This window comes from Pigmentiphaga litoralis (genome assembly GCF_013408655.1).
GTDB classification, from domain to species: Bacteria; Pseudomonadota; Gammaproteobacteria; order Burkholderiales; family Burkholderiaceae_B; genus Pigmentiphaga; species Pigmentiphaga litoralis_A.
The window spans coordinates 129886-143138 of record NZ_JACCBP010000002.1; the positions used below are offsets into that span (position 1 = coordinate 129886).

The window sequence follows — 13253 nt, forward strand, 5'->3', positions numbered from 1 at the left end:
CTAGGATTCCCAGGGCGGCACCGGTCCCAGCTCGTTCCTGAGCCAGTCCAGCAGCACCTGCACCCGCCGCAAGCCCGTCTTGCGGGTCGGCACCTGCGCCTTGAGCCAAGTGGACTGCAGCGCAAAATCTTCCAGCAATTCCACCAGCAGGCCGGTCAGCACCGCCTGCCGCGCCACATAGGACGGCAGGATGGCGATGCCTGTGCCGGCGCAGGCGGCCGAGTACAGCATGTGATTGTCGTTCGATGACAATGCCACCGGTACGTCCACGCTGACCGGGCCGCGCGTGCCTTCGAAGCGCCACGTGTTGCCGGTCGGACTGAAGACCAGGCAGGGGTGGTCGAGCAGATCGCGCGGGTGCGTAGGCATGCCCTTCGCGGTCAGGCCGGCCGCGGCAAGGTAATCCGGCGACGCGCACAGCACCTGCCGCAACCGGCACAGGGGTTCATCGGTCACGCCGTCGTACGCGCCCGCGCGGCCACCAATGGCGATGTCGTAGTTTTCTTCGATCGGATTGACGGACCGGTCCACCAGCATCACGTCGAGCGTGATCGCCGGATACGCCTTCTTGAATCGCGCCAGCATGTCGGCCAGGTACAGCACTGTGACCGACGTGGGCGCCTTCAGCCGCACATGCCCTTCGACCGCGCCGGCTTCCTGCTCGAAGCTGCGCACGATGCCATCGAACTGCGCAAGCAACGCACTGGCCTTGGGCAGGAAGCGGTGGCCGGCCTCGGTCAGTGTCACCTTGCGGGTCGATCGCTGGAACAGCGTGACGCCCAGCGTCCATTCCAGGTGATTGATGCGCTTTGCAACGACCGACGGCACCACACTCAGCTCACGCGCCGCTTCCGAAAAGTTGCCGAGTTTGACGGTGGCAAGAAACGCCCTGAGGTTGCCCAACGTGTCCATGACGGCGCCTTGATCTGTTCAGAATCGCGATAGATGGTCTCGCAATATAGAGCAATTGCTTGCCGCCTGGCGTAGATAGAATGACCCCAACGCGGCACCTGGCCGCTACTGTCTGGAGTCATTGCATGTCCACATCCCCCACCCGCCGCGAGATCGACGAGCCCGCCCGCAAGACCCCTTTGTTCGGTGACTACGACGTGGTGGTGCTGGGCGGCGGTCCGGCCGGCATGACCGCCGCTGCGTCGGCGGCACGCGCCGGCCAACGCACCTTGCTGATCGAGCACTACGGCTTCCTGGGTGGCATGGGCACCGCCGCGGGCGTCACCAACTTCTGCGGCTTGCACGCCAACGTGTTCGGCGATATCCAGCAGGTCGTGCATGGCGACGCCGACACGCTGCTGTCGCGCATGCGGGCACTGGGCGGGCTGAGCGAACCGCACGTCATGTTCCAGGGCAAGATCGCCGCGCAGGCCTACGACAACGCCGCCTTCAAGGTTGCGGCCGATCAGCTGGTGCAGGAAAGCGGCGCGGCCGTCCTGTTCCATGCGCGAGCCGTGGGAGTGATCATGCGATCACCCAGCGAGATTGACGCGCTGCTGATCGAGACCAAGTCGGGCCGCCTGGCCGTCACCGCGCGTACCTACATCGACTGCTCGGGCGACGGCGACATGGCGGCCCTGGCCGGCGCACCCTTCGAAAAAGGCGAGGGCGGCCACGACATGTTGTATCCCTCAACCATGTTCCGGGTGAACGGCGTGGACCCCGTGCGTGCTGGCGACGCCTGGAATCACTTTGGCCGATGGATGGATGAAGCGATCGCCAAGGGCCGCGTGTTTCCCCGCAAGACGCCCATCATCCGGCCGCAAAAGAATCCGATGGAATGGCGCGCGAACGTCACGCAGCTGGCCATGCCGGATGGGTCCGCCGTCGACTGCACGAATGCGGAACAACTGAGCTGGGCCGAGATGGAAGGCCGCCGGCAGATCGTCGATTTCTTTGAATTCCTGCGCAGCACGGCGCCCGGTTTCGAAAACGCCTACATCCTTGAAATTGCGCCGCAGGTGGGCGTGCGCGAAACCCGCCGCATTGTTGGCGGCTACCAGCTGACCGAAGACGATGTGCTGCAGTGCGTGGGTTTCGACGACAGCATCGGCGTCAATGGCTGGCCGATCGAAGCGCATGTGGCCGGTGACGTTGTCTTCAAGTTTCCCGACATACCGAAAGTGCGCGGCTACAACCAATTGCCCTACCGCATGATCGTGCCGCAGGTCGTCGACAACCTGCTGGTCGCGGGCCGCTGCGCTTCGATGACCCACATGGGGCAGTCCGCCGCGCGGGTGTCCGGCGCGTGTTTCGTGATGGGCCAGGCGGCTGGCACGGCGGCCGCGCAGGCACACAGCCAAGGTGTGCGCGTGCGCGATATCGACGTGGCGGTCTTGCAGCGCACCTTGCAGCAGGACGGTGCGTTCCTGGGCTGATTGCTGCGGAACTTCACTCTCAAAAGGATCCGGCGCAGGTCCCCTGCGCATCTGCGCAATACCCCGTGTCACGGCGTGCCGAAGCTCGTCATGCACTTGCGGAACCGCACCCAAAACAATATCGAAGGAGACCATTCATGAACATGTTTGTCCGTCTGGCCGCGCTCGCATTGACTGTCGCGCTGACCCCATCGGCCCACGCCGAAGACTGGCCCGCGCGCCCCATCACGCTGATTACCCCTTTCGCTCCGGCATCCACGCCAGACACCCTGGCGCGCGTGCTGGCCGAAGGGCTGGGCAAGCGGCTCGGCAAGGCCGTGGTCGTAAAGAACGAAGGCGGTGGCGCCGGCATGATCGGCACCAACACGGTCGCGAAGGCAGCGCCCGATGGCTACACGATCGGCGTCAGCGTGCCCGGGCCGCTCGTCAACAACCGCATGCTGTACAAGTCCATGCCGTATGACCCGGTGCGCGATCTGCTGCCCATCTCGGTCGCCGTCAACCAGACCAGCCTGCTCGTCGTGCGCAATGGACTGACCGCGCGCAACCTGTCCGAACTGGTTGCGGAGCTCAAGCGTCAGCCCGGCAAGTACAACTATGCGTCCATCGGCAACGGTTCGCTCTCGCACCTGACGATGGAACTGCTTGCCGCCCGCAGCGGCACCCGTATCGTGCACGTGCCATACCCCGGATCAAGCCAGGCCGTCATGGCCATGATCTCGAGCGACGTCGACATGGCGGTGCTGCCCGCGCTGGCCGTGCTGCCGCAAGTCAAGGCGGGCAAGCTGCGCGTGATCGGCGCCAGCACCGCCAAACGATCCGCCTTGCTGCCCGACATCCCGACGCTGAGCGAGCAAGGCATGTCCGACATCGACGCCGGCGCGTGGATGGGCATCGTGGCCCCGGCCGGCCTGCCCGCGCCGATCGCCAGGCGGCTGCATGACGAGATCGTTGCGGTACTCAACGATCCGGCCACGCGGACGTTGCTGGGTCAGCAGATGATGGATGTCGTGGCCAGCACGCCGGAAGAATTCAAGGTATAGATGGACAAGGAATATGCGCGATGGAAGCCGGTGATCGAGGCGAACCGGATCGTGCTGGATTGACCTGGATGCGGCGCGTGGCTGGACGCCATCGAAGCCAATGATGCCGCCTATGCCGCCTAACCCGCCGAGGCGGCCACTGCTTTTGCCACGTCAAGAAAGGCCCGCGCGGCGGCCGCTATCGGACCGTCCAGGGTCACGGCGTCGATCTGCGTGCGCAGCAGCGTCGATGCATCGCTGATGGGGACATGCACGACACCCGGGTGCCGCAACGACGCGGTTGCCGAGGGCAGCAAGGCCACGCCCATGCCGCCCGCCACCAGCGACAGGATCGTATAGACCTGCGTGGCTTCTTGGACGATGTCGGGTTCGAATCCCTGCTCCATGCATGCCGCCACGATACGGTGATGGAAGGACGCCACCCGCGCCGCCGTGAACGACACGAACGGTTCATTCTTGAGCGCGCTCAGCGCAATGTGGGGCGACGCGGCCAGGGGATGGTCGACGGGCAGGACGGCCACCAGGCAGTCGGACAGCAGCGCGTCCTGGCGCATGGCGGCGGCAAAGGTGACAGGCGGCGACAGCAGGCCGACGTCGACCTGCCCCAGTTCGACCATGCGCGCCACATCGATCGAAATCCCTTCGACCAGCTTCAGGCGCACACCGGAATGCGCCGCCCGGAACGCCACCAGCACCTTCGGCAGGAACTCGATCATGGCAGAACTGATGAATCCCACCCGCACTTCGCCTGCGCCGCCCTGTGCGACGGCCCGGGTCCGGGCAACGGCCTGTTCGGCCAGGGTCACCAGGCGGAGGCATTCACGCTGGTAGGTGCACCCGGCCGGGGTCAGCGACACCCCGGTGCTGTGCCGGTCGAACAGGGCAACACCCAACTCGGTTTCCAGCTGCCGGATCGCGACGCTCAGCGGCGGCTGCGACATGTGCAGGCGTTCAGCCGCCTTGCGAAAGCTCAGGGCTTCGGCAACGGCCAGAAACTGCCGCATGGCTTTCAGTTCCACAGGGGTCCCCAAGGCAACACGTGAATCGCAGCGATAGGACATTCGTATCGCACAGGTGAAATTCAATATTAGTCTGCCTATCGCGCGCGCTCTAGACTTCATTGCATGCCTGCCGTCGATCACACCCGTGACATCGACACCGGGTCGCCTTTGACCAATCGGAACGACATGCGAAAACTGATAGCGTTTTGGAGTCTGTTTGTGGTGTGTGGCGCAGCGATGGCTCAGCCTGCCACCGGGTATCCCAACCGGCCGATCAGGCTGGTGATTGCGACGCCGCCCGGGTCGACGCCCGACGTGGGTGCGCGATTGCTGGCGCAATACCTGACTGAAGATCTCAAGCAGCCGGTCATTGTCGAGAACAAGCCAGGCGTCAACGGACTGATCGCCGTGCGCGAAGTCTTGAAGAGCCCGGCCGATGGATACACGGTGCTGGTAGCGCCGTCGAGCACCATGGCCGTCACGCCGCATGTCTACAAGAAGCAGGCAGGGCAGGTGTTGAATGATTTTTCGGCAGTCAGCCAGATCTATCAAACCGACATGAGCCTGATCGTGCGGTCTGGTGAAGGCCTGGAGTCGGTCGGTGCGTTGCTGGACGCCGCGCGCAAATCGCCGGGCAAGCTGACCGCGGCCTATGCCGCTGTGGGCAGTGCGTCGCATGTGGCGATCGAGCTGTTCAAGCAGCAGGCCGGGGTCGACATCTACACCGTGCCTTTCAACACCAGTCCAGCGGCCGCGCTGGCCGTTGCGTCCGGCAATGCCGACCTGTTGTTCGAAACCGTGGCGTCGACGGAACCGGTCGTCAGTTCAGGCCGTGCCAAGCGCATCGCCATGACGGGTGCATCGCGCTTCAAGCTGGTGCCCACGCTTCCGACCGTGGCGGAGTCGGGCGTACCCCGGTTCGTCATCACGACCTGGGCAGGTGCGTTCGTGCCGCGTGGCGTCGCACCCGACCGCATTGCGACCTTGTCATCGGCGATCGGCAAGGTGCTGGCGAATCGCGACATGGCGCGCAAGCTGCACACCGCAGGGCTGTTGCCAGGCGATGCCTCGGCGCCAAGCTTCGAAGCCTTCTGGCGCGCCGAAGCCGCCCTGTGGGAAAAGACGGTCGCTCAATCGAAAGCCCTTCAACAGGAGTAGCAGCATGGATCTCGGTATCAAGGACAAGGTCGCCCTTGTCATGGGCGGTGGGGGCGGTATCGGTGGCGCAGTGGCGGTCTCGCTGGCCCATGAAGGCGCGCGCGTTGCGGTCGCCGATATCGACGAGGCGGCTGCCTTGCGCACCGTTGCACGCATCCAGGCGCAGGGCGGCAACGCCATTGCCTTGCAGTGGGATCTGAACGGGCTGGCCGACATGCCAGGCAAGGTGGCGCGCGTCAACGAACAGCTCGGCCCCATCGACATCCTCTTCAACAATTCCGGCGGTCCCCCTCCGTCGCCGCTGGCCGACGTCGGTATCGAAGCATGGCAGCAGCACTTCAATGCCATGGTCGTCTCGTTGGTTGCGCTGACCAACGCCGTGTTGCCCGACATGAAAACGCGGCGGTGGGGACGCATCCTGACCAGCGCGTCGTCGGGCGTGATCGCCCCCATCGATACCTTGGGTGTGTCGAACACCTTGCGTATCGCGTTGCTGGGATGGTCCAAAACGCTGGCGCGCGAGGTCGCCCTGGACGGCATTACCGTCAACGTCGTGGTGCCCGGCCGGATCGCCACGCAACGTGTCGCGTCGCTCGATGCCATCAAGGCGTCGAAGCAGGGCAAGGCGGTCGAAGACGTATCGGCTGCCAGCGTGGCATCGATCCCTGTCGGCCGCTACGGCGATCCCCGCGAATACGCGGATGCGGTCACCTTCCTGGCAAGCACGCGCGCAAGCTACATCACCGGCACCGTGTTGCGGGTCGATGGCGGCCTGATCCCAAGCATTTTCTGAAGAGCACTTTCATGACCCACACACAAGAAAAAAAGAACGCCATTCGCCAACGATTTTCGGTCATCGACACCGCCAACGTTGCCGACGTACTGGACTCGATGGGCATCTTCGACCAGGGTCTTGCTCCGCACTTCAAGCCTTTCACGGGCGGGCCACGTCTGGCCGGCTGGGCATTCACGCTGCGCGGACAGATGGCGCCGGGACCGCAGGGCGGTGACGCCAATAAGATGACGGCGTGCCACGCCATTGCCGAAGGCGAGGTCAGCGTCTGGAGCGGTGACGGCCACGGCATCTGCTACTTCGGCGAATTAATTGCGCTGGGCATGCGCGAGCGTGGCAGTGTCGGGGCGCTGGTGGACGGCGGCATCCGCGACATTCATTGGCTCAAGAAGCTGGGCTTCCCGGTGTTTGCGGCCTATCGCACCCCGGTGCAGTCGATCGGCCGCTGGAAGGTGACGGGATGGCAAGAGCCGGTGTGGATCGCCGGCGCGACGCGGCCGCAAGTGAGCGTGTCGCCGGGCGACTTTATTTTGGGTGACGACGACGGCGTCATCGCCATTCCGGGCGAGTACGTGGAGCAGGTACTGAACGAAGCGGAACGGTTGACGGCGCAGGAAGCGAAGATACGCACCGACCTGGCCAATGGGCTGAGCCTCGCCCAGGCGCTGGAGACGTACGGGCATGTCTGAGGCCGGGCGGGCAGACGCGGCCGGCTTTGCCCTGCGAGGACGGCAGGATGAGGCGGATCGGGGTGGGGCGTCATTGACCGACCACTCGGTCGATGTCGTCATCCAGGACGTCAAGGCCTACCGGTTCGACGCGCCGGTCGTGCCGCCCATCCGCTCTTCGTTCGGGTGGGTCACCGAACGAAGCTGTCTGTTGGTGTCGATCGAAGACACGGATGGCCAGGTCGGTTGGGGCGAGATCTGGACTGGCATGCCGGCCTTTGGCGCGGGGCATCGGTACGACTTGCTGACCCACATTGCGGCGCCCCTGCTGATCGGTCAACGCGTCCGGCGCATCGATCATGTCTCGCAACAGCTGCACGCCGCCATGCTGCCGATCGAACGGCTGGCAGGCGAGCCGGGTCCGGTGTCGCAGGTCATTGCGGGCATCGACTGCGCACTGTGGGATCTTGCGGCGACGCGCAGCGGCCTGCCCCTGTATCGCTTACTTGGCGGGACCGGCGCGACGATGGCGACCTACGCCAGCGGCATCCGGCCTGACCTTGACCCGGCTGCAATGGACACCCTGCGCCAGGCCGGGTTTCGCGCGTTCAAGTTCAAGGCCGGCTTTGACGACGCGGCGACCTTGGGCCATTTGCGGCGGCAAGGCAGGGACCTGGCGGCCGGCGAGCACATGATGATTGATGCCAATTGCGGATGGGACGTCGCTGCGGCCGAGCGGGCGTTCGATGCGCTGGCGGGCTGTCCGCTGGAATGGATCGAAGAGCCGGTGGGCCCCGAGGTGGCCGACGATGCCTGGCACAGGCTTGCCGCGCGCACCCGCCATCCCCTGGCCGCTGGCGAGAACCTGTTGTCGCGATCGCGGTTCGAGGCGGCGTTCGACTGGCTGGGCGTCATCCAGCCCGACCTGGGGAAGTGGGGCGGCGTCAGTGGCGTGGTGCCGTTGGCCCGGGCTGCCTTGGCGCACGGTCTGCGTTACTGCCCGCATTCGTTCGGCACGTATGTCGGCGCGGCCCACGCGGCGCATGTGCTTGCGGCGGTGGGGGGGGATGGCAGGCTGGAGCTGGACGTGAACGTGAATCCGCTGCGGACCTTGTCGGCGCCCGATTTCCCGGACGTGATTGATGGGCGGCTGACGTTGACGGATCGGCCGGGCATTGGGATTGCCGTGGATATCGCTGGGTTGTCATCGTTGCGTTAGGAATTTTCGTTGTCGTCTTGGTCACGCGTGCGTGGATCGGCAAGGCATCCCGTTAGGCAATTGTGTGGACTACGAACTGGTTGGGTTGATGTCCTCTGAGCACCATCCGACGTTGCCCGCATGTTGCGGGTGACTACCGGGCCCTGCAAGCGGCCCGCGGACAGAGGACTTGACGATGACAGACACAGGCAGGCAGGGACTCCGGCGGGATGCTGCGGCGCTGGCCGTGGCAGTGATGGCGGCGCTGGTGGCGACCGGGTGCGGCGGCGGGGGAGGGGGCGACAGCCCGAGTGCGGCGTCGCCGCCCGCCACGGCGCCAGTCACGGGCCCGGTCACCCCGCCGGTGACGACACCGGTCACCACGCCGGATCCCACACCCGTCACGCCACCGGTCACGACGCTGACCGACCCTTTGTTCCCTTATCAATGGCATCTGGCAAATTCCGGTCAGGACGCGTTGTCGTCGACGCGGCCCGTGCCTGGGGTTGACCTCAACGTTGGCGGGCTGCATGCGGCGGGGGTGCGGGGCACGGGCGTCCGGGTGGCCATCGTGGATAGCGGGCTGGACATCCGCCATGAAGATCTGCAAGCCAACGTGGTTGCGGGCGCGTCCATCAATTTCCTGAACAACTCTGGCGATCCTACGCCGGGCAAGTCGGATCCGGATCACGGCACGGCGGTAGCCGGCATCGTGGCAGCGCGCGGCTGGAACGGCGTTGGCGGGCGGGGCGTGGCGCCGGAAGCCCGGCTGCAGGGCTTCAATTTCATGGCGGCGCAGAATGCGACCAACCTGGCCCTGGCCTTGGGGGTCTCGCCGCTGACTGCCGCGACCCAGGTGTTCAACCTCAGCTTTGGGGCCGAAACCCTGGATATTGCCCCGATTTCCGCCAACGATATTCAGACGCTCGATCAATTCTTTGCGTCGACCCGGTCCAACCGCGGTGGCATTTACGTCAAGTCGGCAGGCAACAGCTTCCTGGAGATGGCCAACGTGGATTGCTCGCTGGCTCAACGTTACGGTGTGGGCTGCGCGAACAGCAACTTCGAGACGGTCTTCAATCTTTCGGCGATCACGGTCGTGGGCGCAGTCAATGCCGCGGGCAAGCGCTCGTCCTACTCGACACCGGGCGCATCCGTGCTGGTGGCAGGCTTGGGAGGCGAGGCTGGCGCGCATCGCAATCAGGCGCCAGGCGCGCAGGAAATCATGTACCAGCCGGCCGTGTTGACGACGGATCTGTCGGGCTGCGACAAAGGCTATCACCGGAATATTGGAAGGTCGATCAATGCGCTGGACGTTGTGGGGCCGTCGCCGCTCGACCCGTCTTGCAACTACACGGCAATCTTCTACGGCACGTCGGCAGCAGCGCCGTCCGTCTCCGGCGTGGTGGCGATGATGTTGCAGGTGAATCCCGCCCTGACCCAGCGCGAAGTGCAATACATCCTGGCCACCACGGCGCGCCGCGTCGATTACCCGGGCACGCCGGTGAAGTTTGAAGGCGTGGCCATCGATGACGCGTGGGTGGTGAACGGCGCCAATCGGGCGTTCAGCAATACCTTCGGGTTCGGGTTGGTTGATGCCGGGGCGGCGGTTGAGGCGGCGCGTCGTGGCAGTGGACTGTCCGCGCCGCGCCGGTCGAACTGGCTGGAAGCGCGTCCTGCGTCGCCCGAGGCGATTCCGTATCGCGATGGCGCGGGCACCCGCGGCAGCATCCCGATTGCGGTCAACGATCCGCTGACGGTGGAAACCGTGCAGGTGTCGTTCAGCACGACTCACCGTGACCCGGCGAAGCTGCGGGTGACGCTGATTTCGCCGAGCGGGACACGCAGCATTCTGGTGTGGCCGTTCAGCGGGCTCAAGCCGTTGGCTGGGACGACGGTGGCGGGCTTTGGGTCGGATCTGATGCGGTCGAACGCTTTCCTGGATGAGAAGGCGCAGGGCACGTGGCGGCTGGAGGTGGTCGATGTGTCGGCGCCTTCGGGAACGAGCACGTCGCAGTTCACCCATTGGTCGCTGCGTATTGCCGGCCGTTAATCAGGAGCGATCATCATGACGAATCATCCCCTTTCTTTGTTGCCTGCTTTGTTGCCTGCTTCGTTGCGCGCGGTCATCGTGGCGGCGGCCTCGGTCTTGCCCGCGGCGCTGTGGGTATTGCCGCTGGCGCTGTCGCCCGCTTCCGCCATGGCGTCCGACGCCGTCTTGCTGAGTGCAGCCGACGGCCCCGCGTTCAGCATTGGCAGCACGCCTTATCAGGTGGTGACAGCGGCGCGTGCGGTGCCGAATGCGGCTGCCGGCGGTGGCAGTGCTGGCAGTGGCCATACCGGCAGTGGCAGCGTCGGCAGCGGTTCCGACGGCGGCAGCGGCTCTGGCGGCGGCAGCACCGGCAACGGCCTGGTTACCCGGGACGCAATCGGGGCGCCCGCTGCCGTGGTCGGCCGTATCGGCAACTACCGCATCACCCTCGGCGGCACGAACGGTTATGTCACGCAGTCGGCGGCATCGTCCGAGTACGCGGTTGCCGTGAATCGGCGCACAGGCGGCCCGGCGCTGGTGTCCCGCCGGCTGAAGCTGTTCAAGGTGTCGGCCGACCAGGCGGCGTCGGTGGCCCGCCAGACTGGCGGCAGTGTCGAGATTGCCGTGTCTGCTGCGTCGATGGCGGTGCTGCTGTACGCGAGCCCGGCGGCGGCCCTGGTGGCGCTGGAGGCCATCCAGGGCGGCGGGGGTGGCGCGCAGGCGGAACCGGAAGTCATCCAGGCGTTCATGACGCCCAGGTAGGCATCGGCCTGGCCGGGCGGGATGCCGTGCGGTCACGCGTGGTGCTGACTGCACTCCGTGCTCCGCCGCCCAGCATGGACGGCTCCCAAAGTGTGCCAGGACCTGTCCATGACCCGTCCATGACACGTCACGATCCCCGCATTCGCGACTCGTTACACAAGTCTTTTCCTGCCGCGCTTGCCAGCGTCACCGCGCACGCGGAATATCTGGGAACGCCCGCGCTGTTGCGGGTTGACAGTGCGCTGCCATGACGGCGTGCGTGACGGGGGCAGGTGATGATGCATGTTCGATTCGACGCGGCCGACCAGGGATCGTCCGGCCTGCCCTGTGCGCCGGCGCTGCCCGACGCGCTGCGCCTTCCTTACGCGCATCGCCTTTCACACGCCCCGGCGCTGTCGGCACTGATCGCCGCCCTGCTGCTGGCGGGATGCGGCGGTGGGGGCGGCGGGGACGAGACGGCCGCGGCGACGACGACGCCGCCCGGGACCTTGCCACCGGTCACGTTGCCGGTGGTGCCGTCGGTGGTGGCCGAGGATCCGCTGGCGCGCTATCAGTGGCACTTGCTCAACACGGGGCAGGACGCGCTGTCATCCACACGGCCGGTGGCGGGCGTGGACCTGAACCTGGGCACGCTGTATGACTCGGGCGTGCGTGGGACGGGGGTGAGTGTGGCGGTGCTGGACACCGGGCTCGACATCCGCCATGAAGACCTGCAGGCCAATGTGGCGATTGGCGGGTCGATCAATTTCCGCAATGGGTCGGGTGACCCGACGTCGGCCAGCACGGGCGGCGACCATGGCACGTCGGTGGCGGGCGTGGTGGCGGCGCGGGCCTGGAACGGGCTGGGCGGCCGCGGCGTGGCGCCTGAAGCGGTGTTGCACGGCTTCAATTTCCTGGTTGCGCCGACGCTGGCCAACGAATTGGCGTCATTTGGCGGTGCGGCGCAGGCGGCGCCGGTGCAGGTGTTCAACCTGAGTTATGGCGAGGATCTGTCCGAAGTCGCGGTGGTGTCGGCCGATGAACTGGCCGCGCGCGAGCAGGTGATGGCGTCGTCACGGGTCGGGCGGGGCGGCATTTACGTCAAGTCGGCCGGCAATGGTTTCTTTTCGATCGATGGCGTGGATTGCAGCGTGGCGCAGCGCCTGGGTGTGAGCTGCGGCAATACCAATCTGGAAACGTCAAGCAATCTGGTGTCGATGACGGTGGTGGGGTCGGTCAACGCTGCGGGCCGGCGGGCATCGTATTCGTCGCAGGGTGCGTCGCTGGCGGTGATGGGGCTGGGCGGTGAATTTGGCGAAAACCGGGCGCAGGCGCCAGGCCAGGCCGACGTGGCCTACCAGCCGGCATTGCTGACCACCGATTATTCCGGTTGCGATAAGGGCTACCACCGTACGGTGGGCACGCCGGCCAATCCGCTGGATCTGGTCGGGCCGTCGCCCCTGGATCCGTCGTGCAACTACACGGCCATCTTCAACGGGACGTCTGCCGCGGCGCCGACCGTGGCCGGGGTGGCGGCGCTGATGCTGCAGGTGAATCCGCAGCTGTCGCAGCGGGAAGTGCAGTACCTGCTGGCCACTACGGCGCGTCGCATCGATTATCCGGGCACACCGGTGCAGTTCCAGGGCGTGGCGGTGTACGACGGGTGGGTCGTGAATGGGGCGCGGCGGGCGTTCAGCAATTCGTACGGGTTCGGGGTGGTCGACGCGCAGGCGGCGGTCGCGGCGGCGCGGTCCTTCACGCCGTTGGCGCCGCGCCGGCAGATCGACTGGCAGACGGCAGCGCCGGCCACCCCGGTGCCAATTCCCTTTCGGGATGGCGCGGGCACGGCGGGCAGCCTGCCGATTTCGGTGGGCGCGAGCCTGACGGTGGAAAGCGTGCAGGTGGCGTTCAACACGACGCATCGCCGGCCGGCAAATCTGCGGGTGGCGCTGATTTCGCCCAGCGGCACGCGCAGCATCCTGGTGTGGCCGTTCAGTGGCATCCGGCCGCTGACCGGATCGACCACGGCAGGTTTCGGGTCGGACCGCATGCTGACCAATGCCTTCCTGGATGAAAACGCGCAGGGCACCTGGCGGCTGGAGGTGGTGGACGTGACGGCGGCGTCGGGCACGAGTCCCAGCCAGCTGGTGTCGTGGTCCTTGCGGGTGACGGGGCGGTGATGAACCTGGCGCACACGCACATTTTTACCCTGCATGATCTGACAGGAGC

General features: G+C 66.0%; 11 protein-coding genes. 9 read left to right on the top strand and 2 right to left on the bottom strand.

Annotation, left to right across the window (positions count from 1 at the left end):
• Positions 1 to 912, bottom strand: coding sequence for a LysR family transcriptional regulator (locus HD883_RS20895; protein ID WP_179588928.1), 912 nt, complete (start codon positions 910 to 912; stop codon positions 1 to 3).
• A 125-nt stretch (positions 913 to 1037) separates the two neighbouring features.
• Between HD883_RS20895 and HD883_RS20900 the strand changes: the two genes are divergently transcribed.
• On the top strand, positions 1038 to 2390 hold the full coding sequence (locus tag HD883_RS20900) for an FAD-dependent oxidoreductase (protein ID WP_179588929.1): 1353 nt from the start codon (positions 1038 to 1040) through the stop codon (positions 2388 to 2390).
• Between the two features lie 137 nt (positions 2391 to 2527).
• On the top strand, positions 2528 to 3433 hold the full coding sequence (locus tag HD883_RS20905; protein ID WP_179588930.1) for a Bug family tripartite tricarboxylate transporter substrate binding protein: 906 nt from the start codon (positions 2528 to 2530) through the stop codon (positions 3431 to 3433).
• A gap of 119 nt (positions 3434 to 3552) precedes the next feature.
• Here HD883_RS20905 and HD883_RS20910 read toward each other — a convergent pair whose 3' ends face one another.
• Entirely contained in the window at positions 3553 to 4437 is an 885-nt protein-coding gene (locus HD883_RS20910) for a LysR substrate-binding domain-containing protein (protein ID WP_179588931.1), read from the bottom strand.
• A gap of 234 nt (positions 4438 to 4671) precedes the next feature.
• Between HD883_RS20910 and HD883_RS20915 the strand changes: the two genes are divergently transcribed.
• From HD883_RS20915 to HD883_RS20945, 7 genes are all read left to right on the top strand, one after another.
• The gene (locus tag HD883_RS20915) at positions 4672 to 5592 is read left to right on the top strand and encodes a Bug family tripartite tricarboxylate transporter substrate binding protein (protein ID WP_179588932.1); all 921 of its coding nucleotides are present in this window, start codon (positions 4672 to 4674) and stop codon (positions 5590 to 5592) included.
• 4 nt (positions 5593 to 5596) lie between these two features.
• Positions 5597 to 6385: an SDR family oxidoreductase gene (locus HD883_RS20920; RefSeq protein ID WP_179588933.1), complete on the top strand. Its 789-nt coding sequence runs from the start codon at positions 5597 to 5599 to the stop codon at positions 6383 to 6385.
• A gap of 11 nt (positions 6386 to 6396) precedes the next feature.
• On the top strand, positions 6397 to 7074 hold the full coding sequence (locus tag HD883_RS20925; RefSeq protein WP_179588934.1) for an RraA family protein: 678 nt from the start codon (positions 6397 to 6399) through the stop codon (positions 7072 to 7074).
• On the top strand, positions 7067 to 8272 hold the full coding sequence (locus HD883_RS20930) for a mandelate racemase/muconate lactonizing enzyme family protein (RefSeq protein WP_179588935.1): 1206 nt from the start codon (positions 7067 to 7069) through the stop codon (positions 8270 to 8272). The genes HD883_RS20925 and HD883_RS20930 overlap by 8 nt, the downstream gene beginning before the upstream one ends.
• Positions 8273 to 8447: 175 nt before the next feature.
• Positions 8448 to 10304 carry a S8 family serine peptidase gene (locus HD883_RS20935; protein WP_179588936.1) on the top strand — a complete coding sequence of 619 codons (1857 nt, stop codon included), beginning with the start codon at positions 8448 to 8450 and terminating at the stop codon, positions 10302 to 10304.
• A 15-nt stretch (positions 10305 to 10319) separates the two neighbouring features.
• Positions 10320 to 11045, top strand: coding sequence for a hypothetical protein (locus tag HD883_RS20940; protein WP_179588937.1), 726 nt, complete (start codon positions 10320 to 10322; stop codon positions 11043 to 11045).
• 275 nt (positions 11046 to 11320) lie between these two features.
• Positions 11321 to 13204 (top strand): S8 family serine peptidase, encoded by a 1884-nt coding sequence (locus tag HD883_RS20945; protein WP_179588938.1) that lies wholly within the window; start codon positions 11321 to 11323, stop codon positions 13202 to 13204.
• Positions 13205 to 13253 lie beyond the last annotated feature (49 nt).

Excerpts from the sequence above, each read along its gene's own strand:
- HD883_RS20895 (WP_179588928.1), bottom strand. The coding sequence starts at position 912 with ATGGACACGTTGGGCAACCTCAGGGCGTTTCTTGCCACCGTCAAACTC.
- HD883_RS20900 (WP_179588929.1), top strand. The coding sequence starts at position 1,038 with ATGTCCACATCCCCCACCCGCCGCGAGATCGACGAGCCCGCCCGCAAG.
- HD883_RS20905 (WP_179588930.1), top strand. The coding sequence starts at position 2,528 with ATGAACATGTTTGTCCGTCTGGCCGCGCTCGCATTGACTGTCGCGCTG.
- HD883_RS20910 (WP_179588931.1), bottom strand. The coding sequence starts at position 4,437 with ATGCGGCAGTTTCTGGCCGTTGCCGAAGCCCTGAGCTTTCGCAAGGCG.
- HD883_RS20915 (WP_179588932.1), top strand. The coding sequence starts at position 4,672 with ATGGCTCAGCCTGCCACCGGGTATCCCAACCGGCCGATCAGGCTGGTG.
- HD883_RS20920 (WP_179588933.1), top strand. The coding sequence starts at position 5,597 with ATGGATCTCGGTATCAAGGACAAGGTCGCCCTTGTCATGGGCGGTGGG.
- HD883_RS20925 (WP_179588934.1), top strand. The coding sequence starts at position 6,397 with ATGACCCACACACAAGAAAAAAAGAACGCCATTCGCCAACGATTTTCG.
- HD883_RS20930 (WP_179588935.1), top strand. The coding sequence starts at position 7,067 with ATGTCTGAGGCCGGGCGGGCAGACGCGGCCGGCTTTGCCCTGCGAGGA.
- HD883_RS20935 (WP_179588936.1), top strand. The coding sequence starts at position 8,448 with ATGACAGACACAGGCAGGCAGGGACTCCGGCGGGATGCTGCGGCGCTG.
- HD883_RS20940 (WP_179588937.1), top strand. The coding sequence starts at position 10,320 with ATGACGAATCATCCCCTTTCTTTGTTGCCTGCTTTGTTGCCTGCTTCG.
- HD883_RS20945 (WP_179588938.1), top strand. The coding sequence starts at position 11,321 with ATGATGCATGTTCGATTCGACGCGGCCGACCAGGGATCGTCCGGCCTG.